Annotated in this window: 16 protein-coding genes; 6 read left to right on the forward strand and 10 right to left on the reverse strand. The window is 57.7% G+C overall.

The window, feature by feature from the left end; genetic code table 11:
• The first annotated feature begins 192 nt into the window (after nucleotides 1-192).
• From ACYVJT_RS08895 to ACYVJT_RS08905, 3 genes are all read left to right on the forward strand, one after another.
• The gene (locus ACYVJT_RS08895; protein WP_343956847.1) at nucleotides 193-1485 is read left to right on the forward strand and encodes an adenylosuccinate synthase; all 1293 of its coding nucleotides are present in this window, start codon (nucleotides 193-195) and stop codon (nucleotides 1483-1485) included.
• A gap of 4 nt (nucleotides 1486-1489) precedes the next feature.
• Complete coding sequence (gene thrC, locus ACYVJT_RS08900) at nucleotides 1490-2911, forward strand: threonine synthase (protein ID WP_343956848.1); 1422 nt, start codon at nucleotides 1490-1492, stop codon at nucleotides 2909-2911.
• 724 nt (nucleotides 2912-3635) lie between these two features.
• On the forward strand, nucleotides 3636-5075 hold the full coding sequence (locus ACYVJT_RS08905) for an HNH endonuclease (protein ID WP_343956849.1): 1440 nt from the start codon (nucleotides 3636-3638) through the stop codon (nucleotides 5073-5075).
• Nucleotides 5076-5106: 31 nt separating this feature from the next.
• Here ACYVJT_RS08905 and ACYVJT_RS08910 read toward each other — a convergent pair whose 3' ends face one another.
• The 3 genes from ACYVJT_RS08910 to ACYVJT_RS08920 all read right to left on the reverse strand — a co-directional run bounded on the left by ACYVJT_RS08910 (nucleotide 5107) and on the right by ACYVJT_RS08920 (nucleotide 7700).
• The gene (locus tag ACYVJT_RS08910) at nucleotides 5107-5775 is read right to left on the reverse strand and encodes a mismatch-specific DNA-glycosylase (protein WP_343956850.1); all 669 of its coding nucleotides are present in this window, start codon (nucleotides 5773-5775) and stop codon (nucleotides 5107-5109) included.
• Nucleotides 5776-5885: 110 nt separating this feature from the next.
• Nucleotides 5886-6398: a CoA-binding protein gene (locus ACYVJT_RS08915; protein WP_343956851.1), complete on the reverse strand. Its 513-nt coding sequence runs from the start codon at nucleotides 6396-6398 to the stop codon at nucleotides 5886-5888.
• A 9-nt stretch (nucleotides 6399-6407) separates the two neighbouring features.
• Nucleotides 6408-7700, reverse strand: a complete 1293-nt coding sequence (locus ACYVJT_RS08920; RefSeq protein WP_343956854.1) for an O-acetylhomoserine aminocarboxypropyltransferase/cysteine synthase family protein — start codon at nucleotides 7698-7700, stop codon at nucleotides 6408-6410.
• Between the two features lie 93 nt (nucleotides 7701-7793).
• On the opposite strand from ACYVJT_RS08920, the gene ACYVJT_RS08925 reads away from it, so the two are divergent.
• Nucleotides 7794-8531 (forward strand): DUF8175 domain-containg protein, encoded by a 738-nt coding sequence (locus ACYVJT_RS08925; RefSeq protein WP_343956855.1) that lies wholly within the window; start codon nucleotides 7794-7796, stop codon nucleotides 8529-8531.
• A gap of 18 nt (nucleotides 8532-8549) precedes the next feature.
• The gene (locus ACYVJT_RS08930; RefSeq protein WP_343956856.1) at nucleotides 8550-10103 is read left to right on the forward strand and encodes an arylsulfotransferase family protein; all 1554 of its coding nucleotides are present in this window, start codon (nucleotides 8550-8552) and stop codon (nucleotides 10101-10103) included.
• Nucleotides 10104-10456: 353 nt separating this feature from the next.
• Here ACYVJT_RS08930 and ACYVJT_RS08935 read toward each other — a convergent pair whose 3' ends face one another.
• The 4 genes from ACYVJT_RS08935 to ACYVJT_RS08950 all read right to left on the reverse strand — a co-directional run bounded on the left by ACYVJT_RS08935 (nucleotide 10457) and on the right by ACYVJT_RS08950 (nucleotide 14880).
• On the reverse strand, nucleotides 10457-12424 hold the full coding sequence (locus ACYVJT_RS08935; protein ID WP_425579863.1) for a BCCT family transporter: 1968 nt from the start codon (nucleotides 12422-12424) through the stop codon (nucleotides 10457-10459).
• Nucleotides 12425-12574: 150 nt separating this feature from the next.
• Complete coding sequence (locus ACYVJT_RS08940) at nucleotides 12575-13930, reverse strand: MFS transporter (RefSeq protein WP_343956857.1); 1356 nt, start codon at nucleotides 13928-13930, stop codon at nucleotides 12575-12577.
• A gap of 25 nt (nucleotides 13931-13955) precedes the next feature.
• A complete protein-coding gene (locus tag ACYVJT_RS08945; protein ID WP_343956858.1) occupies nucleotides 13956-14702 on the reverse strand; it encodes a hypothetical protein in 747 nt (248 codons plus the stop codon).
• Nucleotides 14703-14739: 37 nt separating this feature from the next.
• The gene (locus tag ACYVJT_RS08950; protein ID WP_343956859.1) at nucleotides 14740-14880 is read right to left on the reverse strand and encodes a hypothetical protein; all 141 of its coding nucleotides are present in this window, start codon (nucleotides 14878-14880) and stop codon (nucleotides 14740-14742) included.
• 184 nt (nucleotides 14881-15064) lie between these two features.
• Here ACYVJT_RS08950 and ACYVJT_RS08955 point away from each other — a divergent pair, with 184 nt between their 5' ends.
• On the forward strand, nucleotides 15065-15925 hold the full coding sequence (locus tag ACYVJT_RS08955) for a siderophore-interacting protein (RefSeq protein ID WP_343956860.1): 861 nt from the start codon (nucleotides 15065-15067) through the stop codon (nucleotides 15923-15925).
• A gap of 80 nt (nucleotides 15926-16005) precedes the next feature.
• On the opposite strand, the gene ACYVJT_RS08960 is transcribed toward ACYVJT_RS08955, so the two are convergent.
• The 3 genes from ACYVJT_RS08960 to ACYVJT_RS08970 all read right to left on the reverse strand — a co-directional run bounded on the left by ACYVJT_RS08960 (nucleotide 16006) and on the right by ACYVJT_RS08970 (nucleotide 19205).
• The gene (locus tag ACYVJT_RS08960; RefSeq protein ID WP_343956861.1) at nucleotides 16006-17493 is read right to left on the reverse strand and encodes an MFS transporter; all 1488 of its coding nucleotides are present in this window, start codon (nucleotides 17491-17493) and stop codon (nucleotides 16006-16008) included.
• Between the two features lie 334 nt (nucleotides 17494-17827).
• Entirely contained in the window at nucleotides 17828-18364 is a 537-nt protein-coding gene (locus tag ACYVJT_RS08965) for a DUF488 domain-containing protein (protein ID WP_343956862.1), read from the reverse strand.
• Nucleotides 18354-19205, reverse strand: coding sequence for a Rieske (2Fe-2S) protein (locus ACYVJT_RS08970; RefSeq protein WP_343956863.1), 852 nt, complete (start codon nucleotides 19203-19205; stop codon nucleotides 18354-18356). The genes ACYVJT_RS08965 and ACYVJT_RS08970 overlap by 11 nt, the downstream gene beginning before the upstream one ends.
• Between the last annotated feature and the right edge of the window lie 113 nt (nucleotides 19206-19318).

Here is a 19318-nt window from a genome sequence, read left to right on the forward strand (position 1 = left end):
GTGCCGCAGTAGACGGAATGGGGTTTTTGTTGCCTCGGTGAGGAGCACCTTTCGCAAACTTCGAGGCGTCACTGTGATTTGGTAAACTCTGGTTGTAACTGTTCTCGACCCAAATCCAGCGTGCTGCGGGTGCGAGAACCTTTCTATGTTGTGGGCCGGTGTACGTCCGTCCCCGTGGGAGAGATGAATTTTATGCCAGCAATCGCAATCGTGGGAGCCCAATGGGGCGATGAGGGCAAAGGCAAAGCAACAGACCTGCTCGGCGGTCGCGTTGACTACGTCGTCAAACCAAACGGCGGTAATAATGCCGGTCACACCGTGGTCGTCAACGGTGAGAAGTTTGAACTCAAGCTGCTGCCCGCAGGAATCCTATCGCCGCAAGCCATCTCGGTGATTGGGAACGGTGTTGTCATCAACCTCGAGGCCCTCTTTGAAGAAATCGATGGGCTCGAGGTTCGCGGTCACGACACATCGCACTTGCGCATTTCTGCTGACGCACATCTGGTCGCGCCGTACCATCAGACGCTCGACAAGGTCACCGAACGCTTCCTTGGAAAACGCGCCATCGGCACCACCGGACGCGGTATTGGCCCGACATATCAGGACAAGGTTGCTCGCCTGGGGATCCGCGTTCAAGACCTCTACGACGAGTCGATCCTGCGCCAAAAAATCGAAGGTGCCCTGCGCCAGAAGAACGAACTGCTGGTCAAGCTGTATAACCGTCGCGCCTTTACCGTTGACGAGATCGTCGAATACTTCATGGCCTACGCCGAACGTCTGCGTCCCATGGTGATCGACTCGGTACGCATGCTCAATGAAGGACTCGACGACGACAAGGTGGTCCTCATGGAGGGCGGCCAGGCCACCTTCTTGGACGTTGACCACGGCACGTACCCGTTCGTGACCTCGTCGAACCCCACCGCAGGGGGAGCCTCCGTCGGTGCCGGCATTGGGCCAACGCGCTTCACCCGCACCATCGGCATCGTCAAGGCCTACACCACTCGCGTTGGTGCCGGCCCGTTCCCGACGGAACTCTTTGACGATATGGGCGAGCAGCTGCGCACCACCGGTGGCGAATTCGGGGTCAATACCGGACGCCCACGCCGTACCGGCTGGTACGACGCCGTGATGGCCCGCCACGCTGCGATGATCAACGGGTTCACCGACTACTTCGTCACCAAGCTCGACGTGCTGACCGGCATCAACGAAATCCCGGTCTGCGTTGCCTACGACGTCGACGGTGTGCGCCACGATGCCATGCCGATGACCCAAACCGACTTCCACCACGCCAAGCCGATCTACGAATACTTCCCCGGCTGGGACGAAGACATTTCGGGGGCACGCAGCCTCGAAGATCTCCCGCAGAACGCCCAGGACTACATTGCGGCACTTGAAAAACTCGCACGTGTCCGGATCTCCGGTGTGGGCGTTGGTCCAGGCCGCGACGAGGTCATCCAAGTCCGCGATCTCATCTACGAGGACTAAACCCATGCAATACGTATCCACCCGCGGCGGCATGGAGCCGTCAAACTTCTCTGATGTGCTTCTCGAAGGGCTCGCCCCCGATGGCGGGCTCGTCGTGCCGGAGGCCATCCCAAGTGTCGAGCCTGAGACGATCGAATCCTGGCGGGACCTCAGCTACGCCGAACTCGCCACCGAAGTCATCGGCCTGTATTGGACGGATATTCCGCGCGACGACCTAGCCGAGTTGTGTCGGGCTGCCTATGGTGAGCAATTTAAAGCAGACATGGTCGTGCCGCTGACGCCGATCGACCAGATGACCGCGCTGGTGGACCTCTCGCAAGGCCCGACCCTGGCCTTCAAAGATATGGCCATGCAGTTCTTGGGCGAAGCCCTCCCGTACGTGTTGAAGAAGCGAGGGGAAACACTGAATATTCTCGGTGCCACCTCGGGCGATACTGGTTCGGCCGCCGAATATGCCTTCCGGTCGAAACCGAACATCGGCGTCTTCATGCTGTCTCCAAAGGGCCGGATGTCCCGGTTCCAGCGCGCGCAGATGTACACGCTGACCGATGACAACGTGCACAACATCGTCGTCGAAGGCGTGTTCGATGATGCGCAACAGTTGGTCAAAGACCTCAACGGAGACCTTGAGTTCAAGGCCGCCAATTCGCTGGGGACGGTCAACTCGATCAACCTTGGTCGACTCATCGCACAGTCCGTCTACTATTTCTGGGCGTGGCTGCGCGTGACCACCGGTATTCCTGCCGAGCAACGCGCGGACTTCGGTGTCTCGTTTGCGGTGCCCTCGGGCAACTTCGGCAACATCTTCTCTGGTCAACTTGCACGACAGATGGGTCTCCCCATCGACACCCTTGTCTTGGCGACCAACGAGAACAATGTGCTGGATGAATTCTTCCGGTCTGGCGAGTACGAGCCACGCTCGGCCGATAACACCCTGGCCACCTCATCGCCGTCGATGGATATCTCCAAAGCATCCAATCTGGAACGTTTTATCTACCTGGTACTCGGTCAGGATCAGACGAAGCTTGCCGATGCATGGCAGCAGTTGGACGCAACCGGCACACTCGATCTTTCTGAACACCAGCCGCGATTCCAGCAGGAATTCGGTATGGTGTCTGGCACCTCAACGCACGAAGACCGGGTGTCCACGATCCGTGCGGTGTACGAGAAAGCCCAGGTCGTGATCGACCCACATACCGCTGATGGTGTGACCGTGGCACGGGGCTTCCAGAAACCCGAGCAGCCGATGCTCGTGTTGGAAACGGCGAAACCTGAAAAGTTCGGGGACATCGTCAACGAAGCTCTAGGCTTTGAGCCCGAACTACTTCCCGAATTTGCGCGCCTGTTGGAGTTAGAACAGCACACCATAGATATGGGCGTGGACGCGGAAGCGCTGCGCGAGTACATTGCCCTGCACCACGTATAAATTCTCAGGAATTCAACAGGGAATTCTCGGAGGACCTCAAGCCCTATGTGTTTATAGTGGAGGTACCTCAAGGTGTGAGTGATAAGTAAAAGCCCCGGCCAGGATTTTGAAAACTTTCAAAGTTCGTCGGTCGGGGCTTTTTCATGTCTACCTTTTGTTTCGAAAGCGGGCGAGAAAAACTCTGCGACTTTATACAGGAAGCCTCAAGCCTTTCCCGACCAAGATTTCTTAGGCTAGTAAACACATCTTCAAGGTGTGAGTGATGAGTGATCAGGGGCTCCGGTACGAAACCGGGGCCCTTGGTTTTTGCCTGAGGCGTGCAGTCCGCATTGTCCGGGCTCGTGCACTCGTATCTGTAGTTATTCATGCTGGGATGCTCCCTCGACAGATGACTGGGCTCCGCCGATCAAATTTCTAGTGCATAACCGGCGAGCCTTCTCTATGTCGACATGCGCGGACCGTATTTTCTAAGTCCCCCAGTGGCTTGTGGATAGTGGTTGATTGTGTTGCTGAGTTATCCACAAAAGTAGCGACACACCATGCACTCGTGATATTCACGTGATATACACCGACTTCAAGTAACTTAAAGTACTTCAAAAGATATGTAGAACTCTTGTCATGTGACTCAATGCACGGTAGAATAGGGGCAATACCCTGAACAGTCCTTCCCGGTTTTTGGAAAGCCTTTGGTCTGTGTCTCCTGTGTTGAAAGGAGTGGTGCCTTGTGAGTCTTGAGCAGACTGTGCAGCGTTCCTCGGCACTGGTAGCAGACCTAGAAGCAGTGTGTGAGGATCTTGTCGAGATGGATCCTGCGGGGTCTGAGGCTGAGGCGATTGAGTTGTTGGCTGTGCTAGAACGCAGCAAATCGGCGCTGTCGGCGGTCCAGGCCAAACATACTGCGGTGTTGGAGCAATACCGGTTGAATAAGCAAGCTGCCGCAGGTGTGCCGAAAGATCGGTGGGGTACAGGTCTGGCTTCAGAGGTTGGGTTGGCTCGGGGTGATTCCCCGGCCCGTGGCAAACGCCACCTGGACACCGCCCACGCATTGGTCGGGTGTTTACCCAACACCCTGCACGCTCTAGAGGCCGGGGTGATTCATGAGGAGCACGCCCAGGTCGTCGCCACAGAAACCAAATGGCTCTCCACCCAGCACCGCCGGATGGTTGATGAGCGGATAGCCCACCGGCTAGACGGGGTGGGGCCCCGAACCTTAGGCAACCTGGTGCGTGGTGAGGCCCAGAAGCTGGACCAGGTCACCGCCCGGGATCGACAGGAGCGGTCTCGGTCGCAGCGTCGGGTATCAGTACGTCCCGCCCCCGGTGGGATGGCTTATATTTCGGCGTTGGTGCCGATGCCCCAAGCCGTCGTCGTGCTGGCCTGCCTACATAAAGCAGCGACTAGTCGGGTTGCTGATGGTGACACTGTGGATCCTGCCAACCCCTCAGGGCCGCGGCGGACTCGTGATCAGCTCATGGCGGATCTGCTCATTGAACGTGCTACCGGCCAGACCACGGCACCTGCGGTGGCCGCTGAAGTGCAGCTGGTGATGACTGATGCGGCGTTGTTTGGTGAGGGGCAGGCCCCGGCATGGTTGACCGGCCACGGCCCCATCCCCGCTAAGACCGCAAGGGATTGGGTTGCTGACCCGAATGCAGAGGTCTTTCTGCGCAGGGTATTCACCCGGCCTGAAAATCACCAGCTGGTGGGGATGGAGTCGCGTCGTCGCGCGTTCCCCGAAGGATTGAAACGTATGGTCACCCTGCGAGACGGCGTATGTCGCACACCCTATTGTGATGCGCCGATTCAGCAGATTGACCACATCACCCCCGTCAACAACGGCGGGCCCACCAGTTGGGATAATGCCAGCGGGCTCTGCGCGGCCTGTAACCAGACCAAAGAAGCCACCGGATGGCGCCACGAAGGCAACCCCGACCATTTGACCGTGATCACCCCGACCGGTCACCAATACACCACGACCACCCCACCAGTCAGTACAGCCGAGCCACCCGACACCGGTGACCCACCCGAAGAACACGGGCCAGATGATACCGGGCCACCCGATGACCCCGACGACGGGCCGCCAGATATCGACCCCAACCCACGATTCGACACCAACAACTACCGGCACCACCACACCGAAATCACCATGCGCATCGCCGCCTAACGACTTGCCATGGTGGCTCCATCATTTTCAGTTAGGGCGTACTTGAGGCGTCCCACACTGCGGTCCACTTCTCGGCAAGCGTTTGAATGCTCTCGTGCGCGTTGAGCCCACTCGGGTTCGGCATCGCCCACAATTGAGTGTTTGGAGGCCACCCCGCGAACGTCTCCGTTGACTGTGGTCCAAGTGACGCGTGCGGCATTGAAAACGCTGTACGAAACGCGGTGATGCCGAGTATCGCTACGACTCTTGGCTGCAGTACGGCGACGCGCTCAACCAGGTGAGAGCCTCCCGCGCGCAATTCGTCCGCTGTGAGTTCATCCGCTCGCGCCGTTGGCTTTGTGACAAGGTTCGTAATGCCCAAGCCCAATTCGGCAAGCATTCGTTCATCGTCATTGGACAGTCCTCTGGAGGCATCCACTGTATGAGGTGTGATCCCGGCGGTGGCCAGAGACCGCCAGAATCGATTGCCCGGACGAGCAAACGGTGCGTTCACTGCGGCGGTCCAAGGACTCGGGTTGATGCCAACAATGAGTATGCGTAGCGTGTCGGCACACTGCTCGTCGGTGGGAAATGGCAAGACGTCCTCACGCCCCAGACCAGAATGGAGTGAATCAGCAAGATCTGTTTTCGTGGGGCGCTGGTTGCCAAGGGGTGTTGCGCTACGCCAGGGCTTCCAATCGACAGGTAGGGCGGTACTCATGTCCACCACAGTAGTGGATGTGGCCACTAGATAAACGTGCGCTCAACTATGTCGAAATACGTAACCGGCCGCCGGGTCAAAACCCAACGGCCGGTGTGTACTCGCAAGCTTTAGGCGTCGAGTCGCTGTCGCTTTGAGGAAATCACGCCGGTGTTGAAGCCAGCTAAGTTCAGGCCGCCGTGGAAACGTGCGTGTTCAATCTTCACGCAACGGTCCATCACCACGGTCAACCCGAGGTCTTCAGCGACCTCGGCTGCTTCATCGGACCAGATGCCGAGTTGCAACCAGAAGTACTTGGCACCAATGGTGGCGGCCTCTTTGGCGATCTCGGGGGTGTCTTCAGCACGACGGAACACGTCGACCATATCGACCTGCACCGGAATATCTTCAAGTGAAGCGTAGACCGGATGCCCCAGGATCTCGCCGCCCTTCTCTGCCAGAATCGGGTTGACGAAGTATACGTCATACGTCGACGAAGCCAACAGGTAGGTGGAGACAAAGTACGAGGCGCGCTTGAGCTTATCGGACGCACCAACAATGGCTATGGTTTTAACATTTTGCAGGATGTTCAGGCGCTCAACAGCCCCTGGACCGACCCATTTACGTTCAGATATGGCAGTCATTGATTCTCCTTAGGCGTCTTTCATCGTTGCGGTCAACGCCTGGTCGAGGTCCCAGATAATGTCATCGACATCTTCGATGCCCACCGAGATGCGCACCAAATCATCTGGAATGCCAGCTGCTTCGAGTTGTTGTTCCGAGAGCTGCTGGTGGGTGGTCGAACCCGGATGCAACATCAGGGTTTTCGCATCACCAATATTTGCCAGGTGTGATGCCAACTGTAGGTTAGCCATGAAATCTGCGGAAGCCTTTCGGCTACCTTTCACGCCAAAGCTGAATACCGAGCCCACACCCAATGGCAGCAGCTCTTGACCGCGTTCATAATAGGGATTGTCTTTGAGCCCGGCGAAGTTCACGTATTCAATCCGGTCGTCTGCGGCTAACCATTCGGCGACCTGGTAAGCATTGGTCAGGTGTTCGTCCATGCGCTGTGGCAGGGTTTCAACCCCGATCATCAGCTGGAACGCGGCCTGAGCGGATAGTGTCGGACCAAAGTCGCGGAGCTGCTCGTTGCGCAGCTTGGTCAGGAAGCCGAACTCGCCGAAGTTGCCGTACCAAGACAGGTTGTTATACGAGGCGACCGGTTCCGTCATCGAAGGGAAGTTGCCGTTATCCCACGGGAATTTGCCGGATTCCACGACGACGCCGCCCATGGTGGTGCCGTGTCCACCCAAGAATTTGGTGGCCGAGTGGATGACGATATCGGCCCCGTGTTCTAACGGGCGGATCAGGTACGGCGGGGTCAACGTGGCGTCAACGATCAGCGGGATACCGTGCTCGGCGGCCAGCTTGCCCAAACCTTCCAAATCAACGATCACACCGGAGGGGTTGGCAACGATCTCGGTGTATATGGCCTTGGTATTGGGGGTGATGGCGGCTTCGAAATCTTCGACTTCGGTAGAGTCGACGAATGTGGTGTCCACCCCGAAACGGCGCAGTGACACGTCAAACTGGGTGACGGTGCCGCCGTAAAGTTTGGACGATGCCACGATGTGGTCACCGGCGCCAGCTAACGCCGCGATGGTCACGAATTCAGCGGCCTGCCCGGAAGCCGTCGCCACCGCACCGATGCCGCCTTCCAAGGCAGCAATGCGTTCTTCGAATGCGGCCACGGTCGGGTTGGAAATACGGGAGTAAATGTTGCCGTATTTCTGCAGAGCGAACAGGTCTGCTGCGTCCTGCTGGGTTTCAAAGACGAATGACGTCGTCTGGTAAATCGGTACGGCGCGCGAACCGTGAACAGCATCCGGCACCGACCCGGCGTGGAGGGCGCGTGTGCGGAACCCAAATTTATGATCTGCCATGACATCCTTTACTACGGACTACAATCTCTCACCTGCCAGCATACCCGCCCGCATCCAGCTGACACCCAAAGATTCCGGCTAGACTGGCGGCCGATGACTAAGCGTGAAACCACTACCTCTGAAAACCCGCCGCAGACCCAGCAAGCCAATTTCTGGACCACCGGTAAAGGTGTGCTGACCATCATCGGTATCGCAGTAGCTGCCACCGCGTTGGTCATGACGTTTATTCTCTCGTCGCTCGACGACGACAACGAGTTCGGCCAAGATGCACTCTATTCGGAGCAGGCCACCGATTCGGTCTGCGACCTCGGTGGGGTCGCGTTGGAAGGGTCGATCGCCGATACCCCGGATGCCCAATGGGTTGAACATCGAGGTGCATGGTTGCCGACCTCGGATACCTATGGTCCGGGCAATTACGATTCCGACGGCGAATTCAGCTGTTTTGAACACTCGCCGCGCGGCATGCTGTTCGCGGCTTCGGCTTACTCCGGCCAGCTGGTCAACCCGTCCTTCTGGGAAGACGATCTGAATTTCTTTGCGGGTGAGTACTCCGGCCAGCATCAGGCGGAAGCCGAAACGCTATTCTCCAGCGTCTTTGCCGAGGCTGATACTGCGTTGGGTGGCTTCCGGTTGGTGAACTACGAAGGAGACACCGCACAGATCGATATGGCCGTCACGTCGTTTGATGGTTCTGAAACCTCCCGCACCTCGGTAGTGCTGGACATGGTGTGGGCTGACGGCGACTGGCAGATCGATGCCTCGGGGGATGAGGTGGGGATCCAACTGGAGCCACTCCCTGATTTGATCGGGTACCAACATTGGTCCGCCTAGGGTATAGAATCCCAGACTATGGCGAGTCAGCATAAAATCTCCCGAACCCTAGGTCTCACTGCCACAACAACCCTGAGCTTGGTGTTGGTTGGATGCGGGGATACGCCCGTGCCGCATCAAAGTTTCGAGTCCCGACCGGACTTGATGCCGCCCGAGATTGATATGACCCGCGGTGAGGCCTGGGACGACGAGTTCGCCGAATCGGACGAGTACATTTTCGTCACCCCAAACTTTGACACTGACACGCCGACGAGCGCGGCCATGATTCTGGATCCCACTGGTGAAGTGGTGTGGATGGATCCCTCCGGCCAACATGATGGGGATGACGGCCACTTCGACTTGCGCCCGCAGCAGTATCAGGACGAAACAGTGCTCACGTACTTCAAGGGCCCGGCCTCAGGTGGGTGCGGCTACGGCGACATCTACCTGATGGACGAGGATTATCAGGTGTTCAACACGGTGACCACCGGGGGTTCGCTGCCGCCGCACGAAACTGATTTTCACGATATGACGATCACCGATGACGGCACGATGCTGTTGTTGGCCTACGTCGGTACGCAAATAGATTTGCGCGACATCGGCGGTCCCGAAGATGGCTGGGTCGAAAACGCGATGGTCCAAGAAGTCGATATGGAAACCGGCGAGGTGCTGCTTGAATGGAGTGCACTGGATCATGTGCCGGTCACAGACGCGATGCTGGACTTTGAGGAAGAACACCAGGAACAACTCGATGATGAGGACGACGATGAAGCCGAGTTGGGTACCAGGGACAATCCGTTTGACTATTTCCATATCAACTCAGCCACCGTCGATGACGAAGACGCGATTCTACTGTCCGCGCGTCACACGCACGCCGTGTATCAAATCGACCGGGAATCCGGTGACCTGAATTGGACACTGGGCGGCAAATCCAGCGACTTCGACATGGACGATGACGCGGTGTTCAAATGGCAGCACTCGGCAGCCCGGGATGCTGACGGCACCTTGACCCTGCTGGACAACCACGCCAATAATTCGGATGAGGACAAGTCATCGCGCGGGCTTCGCCTGGATGTTGATGAGGATGCCATGACGGCCTCGGTGGTGACCGAATATACTCCACCACAAGACCGTCCAGCCGGTTCGATGGCCAACACGCAGCCGCTGGACAACGGCAACATGATGATCGGTTGGGGCCAGCAGTCCTACTTTTCTGAGTACACCAACGAGGGCGAACTGATCTACGACGTGTGCCACGGTGATGGCTGCCACGAGAGCCCCATTGGTGGTGGCGGCGGAAGCTACCGAGCATATAAGGGCCCTTGGGAAGGTCAGCCCAATACGGAACCGGATGTTGTTGTACAACAAGCCGATAACGGTCAGCAGCGGGCCTATGTCTCCTGGAATGGCGCAACCGAAGTCGACCGCTGGCGTCTGCTCGCTGGTTCAGATGAAGACGACGTCACCCAAGAAACCTCGGTGAATAAGGCGTCGTTCGAGACGTCGATTCCGGTGTTGGACGATTCCGAATACGTGGCGGTCGAAGCCTTGGATGCTGGTGGTGCAGTGCTCGCTACCACCACGGTGCAATAACCGATACCGAGCTGCGGGCGCGCTTAGCGTTTGGCCCGCCGCTCGCTTCCGGGATGTTCGCGGCGCGATCCTTCGCTTCAGAGGGACGCTCATTCGCTGTTTGTTTGGATGTCTGATCCTGTGATTGGCTCATCTCATCCTTCTTTCTATGGTTACTTTCACGCAGAGACATGCTGCGGCGCCTGCGTGATGACGGTCACCTTGGATTCATTGAAACAATTCTAAAGACAGTTGTCAGCTGTTCGTCAGCGATCCGGCTGAGTCGTCACGAGCCAGGCGTTGAATACAAGTTCGGGGGACCCGCTTGGATTGCGAGTCCCCCGAACTGATTGCTGAGCGTCAGAAGTGCTCAGTTATTTTTTGCGTCGACCTTTGCCCTTGCGTTGTGGCCACGCCCGGGTCTTTGGCGACTCGTCGGCCTCTGGCTGCGTAAGCGTGGCAGTATCGCCGCGTCCACCGCGGTTGAGGATACCGCGGGTTGCCTGCAGGCGGTAGTCGATTCGGTGGTCGACTTGATCGCCAAACGCGGTGTCGAAGTCTTCAGCCAACCGGTCGCTGAGCTGATAGTACTCTTGCGCGGATCGTTGCTGACTCAGCTGTAGATGATCTACTCTGAACGCTCGTACGATGGCCACGCACATGATGGCCAACAGAACGCTAAACGGCAGAGCAGTGATCAGTGAGCCGGCTTGCAGCGCCGTCAAACCGCCAGCAATCAGCAAAGCGGCCGCCAGCACACCTTCGAGTACTGCGAAGAGTACGCGGGACCAGATTGGTGGGTTTGGATGACCGCCGGATGCGAGCATGTCCACCACCAGTGAGCCGGAGTCGGACGAGGTGATGAAGAAGATCGCAATCACGATGATCGCAATCACCGACAGTATCGATCCGAGTGGTAGGTCGCCGAGGATGTCGAAGAGCGTCTCTTCCGCCAGGAGGCTTCCGTCATCGCCAATCAGGTGACTCATATCGGTGTCGTTGAGCACGTACTTGAACAAGCTGGAACCACCCATGATGGAGAACCAGACGATGCCCACGGTGAAGGGTACCAGCATGACTGCGGTGATGAACTGACGTACCGTGCGTCCCCGCGAAATGCGTGCGATAAAGACGCCGACGAAGGGGGCCCAGGCGATCCACCAGCCCCAGTAGAACAGCGTCCAAGCCGAAGACCAGTCTTGGCCCTCTTGACCGGTAAATGCCTGGGTGTCGAAGGACATGCCCGCGACATTAGAAATGTAGGCGCCGAATGATTCAACCAGGTTCTGAACCAGGAAGAGGGTCGGGCCCAACAGCAGTACAGCGATCAGCAGTATGCCGGCAAGGGAGATATTAAAGTTGGACAACCACTTAATGCCTTTGCCCAGTCCCGAGACGACTGATGCAAGCGCCAGGATTGTAATGACTGAGATCAGCACGACCAGCAACGTGGTGCTGCCTGAGTCCTCGACCCAGCCCATTGCTCCTAGACCGGCGGCAATCTGCTGCGCGCCGAGGCCGAGTGAGGTCGCAATACCGAACAGTGTGCCGAAGATCGCCAGGATGTCGATCACATCGCCGATCCAGCCTTTGACTCGGTCACCAAAGAGCGGTTCGAAGGCCCACCGAATGGATACGGGCCGGCCGCGGCGATGAACGGCGTAGGCGATGGCCAAGCCGATGACAGCGTAAACGGCCCAGGGGTGCAGGCCCCAGTGGACGAAGGTCTGCGCCATGGCCATATGGCTCATGTCACGTGCGCTGCCCTCTTCCCAGCCAGGGTTCGGGTTCACTTCCGCGAAAATAAGTGGTTCGCCGGTACCGTAGAAGATCAGGCCGACGCCCATGCCAGCGCTGAAAAGCATGGTGAACCAGGACATCGTACTGAATTCAGGCTTGTCATTGGGCCCGCCGAGTTTGATTTTCCCGTACTTCGAGAAGGCGATCACTAGGACGAACACGATGAAGGCGGCGATAACCGCCATGTACCACCAGCCGAAGGTGGAAACAATCCACGCCTGTGTTGACGACAGGGCTGTGTCGGCGGCTTCCGGAAAGAAAATCCCGAAGATCGCGAAGGCCCCAACGATGATCAGCGAGGGCCAGAACACGGCGGGTGCGATCATTCCCCGTCCGAGGCGCACGCCCTGGGCCTTGAGTTTACCGACGATGCGAACGTCGGAATCTTCGTCGTGGAGACGCTGTTCCTCCGGCAGTTCTTCCATCGCCGCTTCGGTCTGAGCGATAGTTGAGGGCTGCTCATTTTCTCCGGTCTTACCGGGCTCCGGCGACTGTGCGCCGAAGGCTTCCTCAGTCGAAGAGTTCGAGTGAGAGGAACTCATGATACACCTACCTTATTGCGATGTTTCGTTCGTTGCTGCGCTCGGTCCCGACTCGGGAAATGCTAGGCGACAGCTGAGTACAATGATCTCATTCAAACAAAATCATGCAAATATTGACAGTGTTCACACCGTATGTGCTTCAACACGGCACTAATCCTGCAGATCTCGTCCCGTAGTTTCTGGGGCTAACAGGAACATCGCGATCACGGCGAGCACAACCAGTCCGCCAGCAAATGCGAAGGCGCCGGCAAGGGTCAGGGCCGGTACCAGGTGAGTCACGAAGAGCAGCGGGCCGATACCCGCGGAGATCCTTGAGACCGCCGAGGCCCATCCGAATCCAGAAGAGCGCAGATCGGTGGGGTAGAGCTCGGAAGCATAGGCATACATGACCGGGATGGCCACTTGGACAACCATGCCATAGATCAACACCAGCGGTAGGACTGCGGCTGGGACGTGGAGGAATGCAGCCAGCACCACGAGCAGAATGGATCCTAGTACCGCAGAGACTGCGAGCAGAGGCCGCCGCCCGGTTTTCTCAACCAGGAATGTCGCCACCAGCGCGCCCACGAGCCCGATGGCCGACATGCCGCCGGTGGTCAAAAATGCTTGGGTTTGTTCGAATCCGGCTTCCATCAGGAATGTGGGCAGCCACTGCAGGGAGACGTAGTAGACGAACATGACCGTCAAAAACAGAAGCCAGACGGCAAGCGTGGTGCGCCATGAGAATGCCCAGACGCGACGCAGTTGATCGAAGACGGCACCGGCCGACATCTTTGGGACGTCGTCCATGGTCTCCAGTCGGTATTCAACCGGTTTGGTTCCGGTGGCCTTGACCAGGTTGTCAATGACTTTTCGGGCTTCGTTGTGACGGTTTTTCCGGATCAGAAACATCGGTGATTCGGGGATCCAGAGTCGCACGAAAATCAGCAGAATGGCCGGTAAGACCATGGCCAATAATGGTGGGCGCCAGTCAGCCCACATGGCCAGTAACCAGGCCGAAACAAATCCGGCAAGGGCGGATCCGATCGGCCACCAGGCATCCATGGCGGTGAGCACTCGGCCGCGGTGTTTTCGTGGGGTGAATTCTCCGACCAGGGCATAGTCCACCGGTATGGCACCACCGAGCCCGAATCCTGCGATGAAGCGCAGTACAGCAAAGGTGACGATATCGGTGGTGAGTGCCCCGGCCACCGTGAAGAGTGCAAAGACCGCCAGTGTGGCGGTGAAAGCAGCTTTGCGTCCAATGCGGTCGGCAATCGTCGCCCACACGAACGCGCCCAGTGCCATGCCCAGCAGGTTGGCGGTACCGATCCAGGCGGCTTGGCCTGCGCTCAGGTCCCACTCGTCGGACAGCAGGGGAATGAGGATGCCGTTGAGGGACACGTCCCAGGCATCGAACATGAAGCCCAGGCCGCCGATGATGAAAATGCGGCCTTGAACGTTCCACTTCCACGGCAGGGACTGGACGACTTCGCTGCCGGATGGCACATAGTTGGTTTGAGTCACGCACTCATCGTAACCGGCGTGGGTGTTATTGCGCTGTTGCGGCCTCATATGCGGTCAATGCGCGCTCGGTTGCTTGTTCGTTGAACTCGGTTTCACTGGCGTCGTTGAGCTCTTCGACTAAGACTTGTGGGGGATAGGCCGCTGCGTAGCGGACGTAGATCTCATCGCCGACGACATCGACCATGCGGCCGGTGAGTTGTTCAGATGCTTCCACCTGCCAGGTGTGCACATCGACTTGCTCGCCGTCGACTTCCTGCTGGGTTACCTCGTGGGCGACGTTGGACTCGTATTCTTCAACGCACGCAGTGTCGGTGTTTTCGTGTACCTCTTGGATGCGGTCTGCTGGGGCCTCGTCATTGGCGAAGAACGCGTGCACGGTTTCGCCGCTGGCATTGTCGTCCAGTAGCGCCTCTTCGGTGAACGACGCGCGTACGTTGGGTGGTTTGGAATTCACAAATAACCCGTACTGTGCGGCACCAGCTTCCTGACACAAATCCGGTTCTGCGGTGCCGGAGAGTGCTGATGCCATTGCGTTGAGATCAGGCCACTGATCCTCGAGCGTCTGGACGGATGTCACCTCGAACTCTGATTCCAGAGTCTCGGCCAGCCCGGTTTCCTCGGCGGTCGCGGCAGGAGCTTCGGGTACTTCCAGATTCTCGCCGTTGTCATTGGAGGGGCCATCAGCATTGTCAGAGGAGCATGCGGCCAGGCCGAGGCCAGCTGCGAGTGCAATGGCGGCGGCGCGAAATACTACGGAAGCACGTTTGGTCATACGCTCCAGTCTAAGCACTCAGTGACCCGCTATGCGGTTAATCTGTGGTGGTGTTGACCAACAGGCCGACACCGCCTGGTTGGTTTTCATACGCCTCGGATGAGCAACCGGCCAGGCTAAGACCAGCTGCCAGAACGATTGCGGAGGTACGGAGCACGACTGAGGATACTTTGCGCATGGGCACAGTCTAGGGGCCGAGTCGGCGGCCGTCACGTCGTGGGGCAGCGTCACTCGTCTGGGGGCATAATACTGCCGTATCTCGAGCATTTTCGAGACATTGGCTACACAGTGGTGTGCACTTAGGCTAGCCTTGGGTAATAGCTCATTATATTGTGCCCTATTTTTAGCGCGGAGGAATCTTCTTGTCTCAGCAAACAACTCGTCCTGCCAGTAGCCGTTCACGTCGTCCACAGATGGTGATGGAGGTTGTGGCAACCGAGGATCTCTCACCGACATTTAAGCGCATTACATTTGGTGGGAAAGATTTTGACCTTTTCCAGGATTCCGAAGCAGTCGATAAATACGTCAAACTGCTGTTGCCTCGGGATCCTGCATCCGGGCTGACTCCGCCATTTGATATGGATGAACTGCGTAAGACCCTTCCCAAGGATGAACTGCCGTTACGTCGGACCTACACCGTGCACTCGGTTGATTACAATGCCAAGACCCTGAAAATGGATTTCGTGATTCATGGTGCCGATGGTCTTGCTGGCCCGTGGGCAGAGAACGCCAAAGTCGGCGACTTGTTGCAATTCTCCGGCCCGGGTGGCAAATTTCAACCGGAGCCTGAAGCGGACTGGTATTTGCTCGCCGGTGATGAGGCCGCAATCCCGGCCATCGGGGCAGCGTTAGACGCCATGCCTACGAAGGCTGTCGGTCACGCATTGATCGAGGTTGCCACCGAAGCAGATGAATGGAACTTGACTGCACCTGAGGGCATCGAGATTACGTGGTTGCACCGCGGCGGGGAATTTACCCCGGACACCACGGTGATTGAGCAGGCCGTCAAAGACCTGCCGTGGCGCGAAGGTCGCGTGCAGGCTTTTATTCACGGGGAACGTGAAACTATGAAGTCATTGCGTGTCTATCTCAATGATGAGCGTGGGGTGGATCGCGCGGATCTGTCATTATCTGCTTACTGGGCGTATGGGCGCGAAGAGGACGCTTTCCAGGCGGAGAAGAAACTGCCTATCGGTCAGATCTACCCGGAGGCTGCTCTGTAGCCACTCGAACCGTCTCACAAAGCACGAAGGCCACCGTCCAAGAATGACGGTGGCCTTCGTGTTCGCGGAATACTGAGATATTATCTCGTGGCCGCAGCGGACTGTTCAGAAACTTGAGCGGGCTGCTTATTGTCTTCTTCCCTGGCGAGGGAATCGCTCAGCGACTTCCGACCGGCGTTCCAGTCTTCCCACGCTCCGCTGGCTTCGAAACCGTAGTCGATGCGGATGTCTTTGGTTTCCTTCAGTACAGACGCGCCAACGAGTCCCAGCGCAGCCATGACCAGCAGGTAGATGACGACGGACCACGTGGTGCCGAAGGACGTCATCAACAGTTCTGCGATGGTTGGTGCAAACGCGCCACCGACAATCGCGCCGAGTGCATATGAGATCGACACACCCGAGTAGCGAACCGACGCGGGGAAAAGCTCGGCGTACCACACAGCCTGTGGGCCATACGTCATCCCGAGGCCGATGGCTAGCAGCGACGTTCCGATGAGGACCCCGGCCACACCGAAGTTCTTGATGAGTTCAAACAATGGAATGATCCCTGCGGCTTGAACGAACCAGCCGATGATCATCACGCCGCGGCGGCTGAACTTATCAGACAGCCAACCAGATGCCAGGGTCGAAACCAGCCACACCGCGGCTGCTACCAAGACGGCCAATTGAACGCCGACCGGGTCATAGCCCAGGCCACCGTCATCGAGTGGTCGTGCGGCAACGCCCTGGATGTATCCGCCGGTGATCATGTACCCCGCGGCGCCGTTTCCGGCTACGAGCAGGATGCCGAAGAACATAATGAAGCCAAATTTCGGCAAGAGTTTCGGAGGTTTGACCTGCGTGACGCCAGCTGGTTTTCCAGCTTTGACAGCGGCGATTTCGTTGAAGACGGGGGACTCGTCAACGGCTGAACGGACGAAGAGCCCGACGACGACCAACACGATCGAAAGCATGAACGGTACACGCCAGCCCCATTCATAGAAGGCCTCACCGGGTGCAATCCAGTTCATGAGTGCCAAGACCGCCGAAGCCAGCAACATGCCAACCGGTACACCGATCTGTGGGAAAGCGCCAAAGAATCCACGTTTGCCAACGGGGGCGTATTCAACCGACATCAATACGGCGCCGCCCCACTCGCCGCCTGCCGAGAAGCCCTGCAGGATGCGTAAGAAGAGCAACAGGAATGGCGCCCACAGACCGATCTGGTCATAAGTGGGGAGGAAACCCATGGTGGTGGTCGCGATGCCCATCATGATCAGTGTGATCACGAGCAATGGTTTGCGTCCAAAGCGGTCACCGAGGCGTCCGGCTACAGCAGCGCCGAGCGGACGGAAGAGGAAAGACAGGCCAATCGTGACCAGCGAGAAGATGCGCTGGTATTCCTCGCCTGCGGGAGCAAAGAAAAGTTGTGCAAACACAATGTTTGCGGCAAGTGCGTAGATGAAAAAGTCGTACCACTCGATGACGGTACCCACGAGGGTGCCGGCCAAGACACGGCGACGTTCTCCGGGTGTGATCTGCTTCGCTGCGGCGGAGCTGCCGGCGTTATTTGTGACCTGTGGACGCATAGATGTGGTTCACCTTTCATTGCAACGTATCTACTTTCGCCCTCTTTACGACCTGGCCCAAATCTTGCAATACCGGGTAAAAACATCCGAATCCGTGAACCGGGGCACGGCTACTCACGGAGTGGTCACAAAAAATTGACGCACGATATTGCTCATTCAACGGAAAGTGTTGGAATAATTTGCCCAATGCATTACAGGATTACTGCAAATTCGTCACAAAAATTCACCGCGTCTCAAACCTTGCGGTTATACAGATGTGTAATCCGTTGGTCGTTCACAGCCTAAACGTGAGTTTTCTAATCACCTGTTGTGACGTCGAACGCAGGGCTGCGTATCACTCAGGATAGACCACTGTGCCATCGCTTTTTACTGTGGCGCCGGCGCTCAGCGTTGCCGGTTTGAGCTGGCCGGGCCCCATGATGTGGTGTACATCGTGCTCGGTTGCCAGGAGGTGGTCGGCAATGATGCGTCGATGGCAGCGCCACCAAACCGCTTCGGCACACATGATCGCCGTCGACCGCTGCCTCCCGATATCGCGCAACTCATTGAATGCAGCAGCAAAGTCGTCCGACAGTGCATGATCTGCGTAATTGTGGAAGCTCCGATTCTCCCACCATGCGTTGACCTCAAATGCGATGTCTTTGCTGACGGGTCGTCGTCCGGCGAGGCCTTCAAGCCGTGTGAATCCGATGTCATGCTCGGCGAGCGCGTCGGCAAGAGAATCCGCGTTGAAATGCGGGTAGCGATTAGACCCGGGGAGCCTGCGGACGTCAACCAGGTGGGTCACCGCGTTTTCTTCGAGCATGGTGACAAACTCTGACAGGTCTCGATTGGAGTGCCCGATGGTGAAGAACGTAGCGTTATGCGACACTTTTGATGGCGATCCGTCCGTCTGCTTCGCGAACCCTCCACGATGGTGCTGGATAGGCCGTGGGGCCTCGCTCCGGTTGGCCGTCGGTGAGACGGAATTTACTCTGGTGCAGCGGACACACGACGCAGTCGTTTTCGATATGTCCTTCGTCTAACGACCCGCCGGCGTGCGGACACGTTGCTGACAGTGCGCGGAGTTGTCCACGGTGGCGCGTCAGGACGACGGGCGTATCGTTTGCCGTGACGCGCGTTAGTTGCCCCTCGGCCACATCGTCTTCGGTTGCCACCTCAACCCACTGAGTGGCCTTTTGCTCACCAGCGGTTTGGTTGACGCCAACTCCCATATCGAGGGACAAATGGCCGCCCAAATACGCAGCCCCCATCGTGGAGGTGAGACCGGCTAAAGACAGTGTTGCTCCGAGTCTATTGTGCCCGGATCGGCGAGCTATCCACGAGCCCAGTTGTAGACAAGTGCCGGCGGCATTGCCGAGGGCGTGGACCAATCCGACGCGTCGGCTCTCGCCAATCGTCTCGGACCAGTCGGAAGCACCTGAAGCGGCTGCGGGAAGCGACGTTAGAATGCCGACACCGACTAAGTGTTGTGCGGCACGATGCATTTGACCACGGCCGGTAATATCTAGAAGGCTGGCCATCGACCAGGCACCCATTGGCAGGTCTGTGGCAAGCGGGTGCAATTGGTGTCCGACCCAGGTTCCAGACAGAGCGTTTTTGATAACATCCGGGTCGGTGGCTTTCGAAACCCATCCGGTGAGCTTCTTGGACACGGGATCGAGATTTTTCATCTGCTCGATATTTTCTACGGCACTTGATAATCCAAACATGCGCTGTTCCTCTTTCGTCTCGCAAATTCCAGTTCAGCTGCTGTCGGTCAATAGGTTGTATCGGCCTTGTAAAATCAGCCTAACGGCCGCTCCACGATTTATATATGACTCAG

The organism is Yaniella soli (genome assembly GCF_054782375.1).

What these genes read in the sequence shown, in the direction of transcription:
- ACYVJT_RS08895 (WP_343956847.1), top strand. Translation starts at nt 193, where the DNA reads ATGCCAGCAATCGCAATCGTGGGAGCCCAATGGGGCGATGAGGGCAAA.
- thrC (WP_343956848.1), top strand. Translation starts at nt 1,490, where the DNA reads ATGCAATACGTATCCACCCGCGGCGGCATGGAGCCGTCAAACTTCTCT.
- ACYVJT_RS08910 (WP_343956850.1), bottom strand. Translation starts at nt 5,775, where the DNA reads ATGAGTACCGCCCTACCTGTCGATTGGAAGCCCTGGCGTAGCGCAACA.
- ACYVJT_RS08915 (WP_343956851.1), bottom strand. Translation starts at nt 6,398, where the DNA reads ATGACTGCCATATCTGAACGTAAATGGGTCGGTCCAGGGGCTGTTGAG.
- ACYVJT_RS08920 (WP_343956854.1), bottom strand. Translation starts at nt 7,700, where the DNA reads ATGGCAGATCATAAATTTGGGTTCCGCACACGCGCCCTCCACGCCGGG.
- ACYVJT_RS08925 (WP_343956855.1), top strand. Translation starts at nt 7,794, where the DNA reads ATGACTAAGCGTGAAACCACTACCTCTGAAAACCCGCCGCAGACCCAG.
- ACYVJT_RS08930 (WP_343956856.1), top strand. Translation starts at nt 8,550, where the DNA reads ATGGCGAGTCAGCATAAAATCTCCCGAACCCTAGGTCTCACTGCCACA.
- ACYVJT_RS08935 (WP_425579863.1), bottom strand. Translation starts at nt 12,424, where the DNA reads ATGAGTTCCTCTCACTCGAACTCTTCGACTGAGGAAGCCTTCGGCGCA.
- ACYVJT_RS08945 (WP_343956858.1), bottom strand. Translation starts at nt 14,702, where the DNA reads ATGACCAAACGTGCTTCCGTAGTATTTCGCGCCGCCGCCATTGCACTC.
- ACYVJT_RS08950 (WP_343956859.1), bottom strand. Translation starts at nt 14,880, where the DNA reads ATGCGCAAAGTATCCTCAGTCGTGCTCCGTACCTCCGCAATCGTTCTG.
- ACYVJT_RS08960 (WP_343956861.1), bottom strand. Translation starts at nt 17,493, where the DNA reads ATGCGTCCACAGGTCACAAATAACGCCGGCAGCTCCGCCGCAGCGAAG.
- ACYVJT_RS08970 (WP_343956863.1), bottom strand. Translation starts at nt 19,205, where the DNA reads ATGTTTGGATTATCAAGTGCCGTAGAAAATATCGAGCAGATGAAAAAT.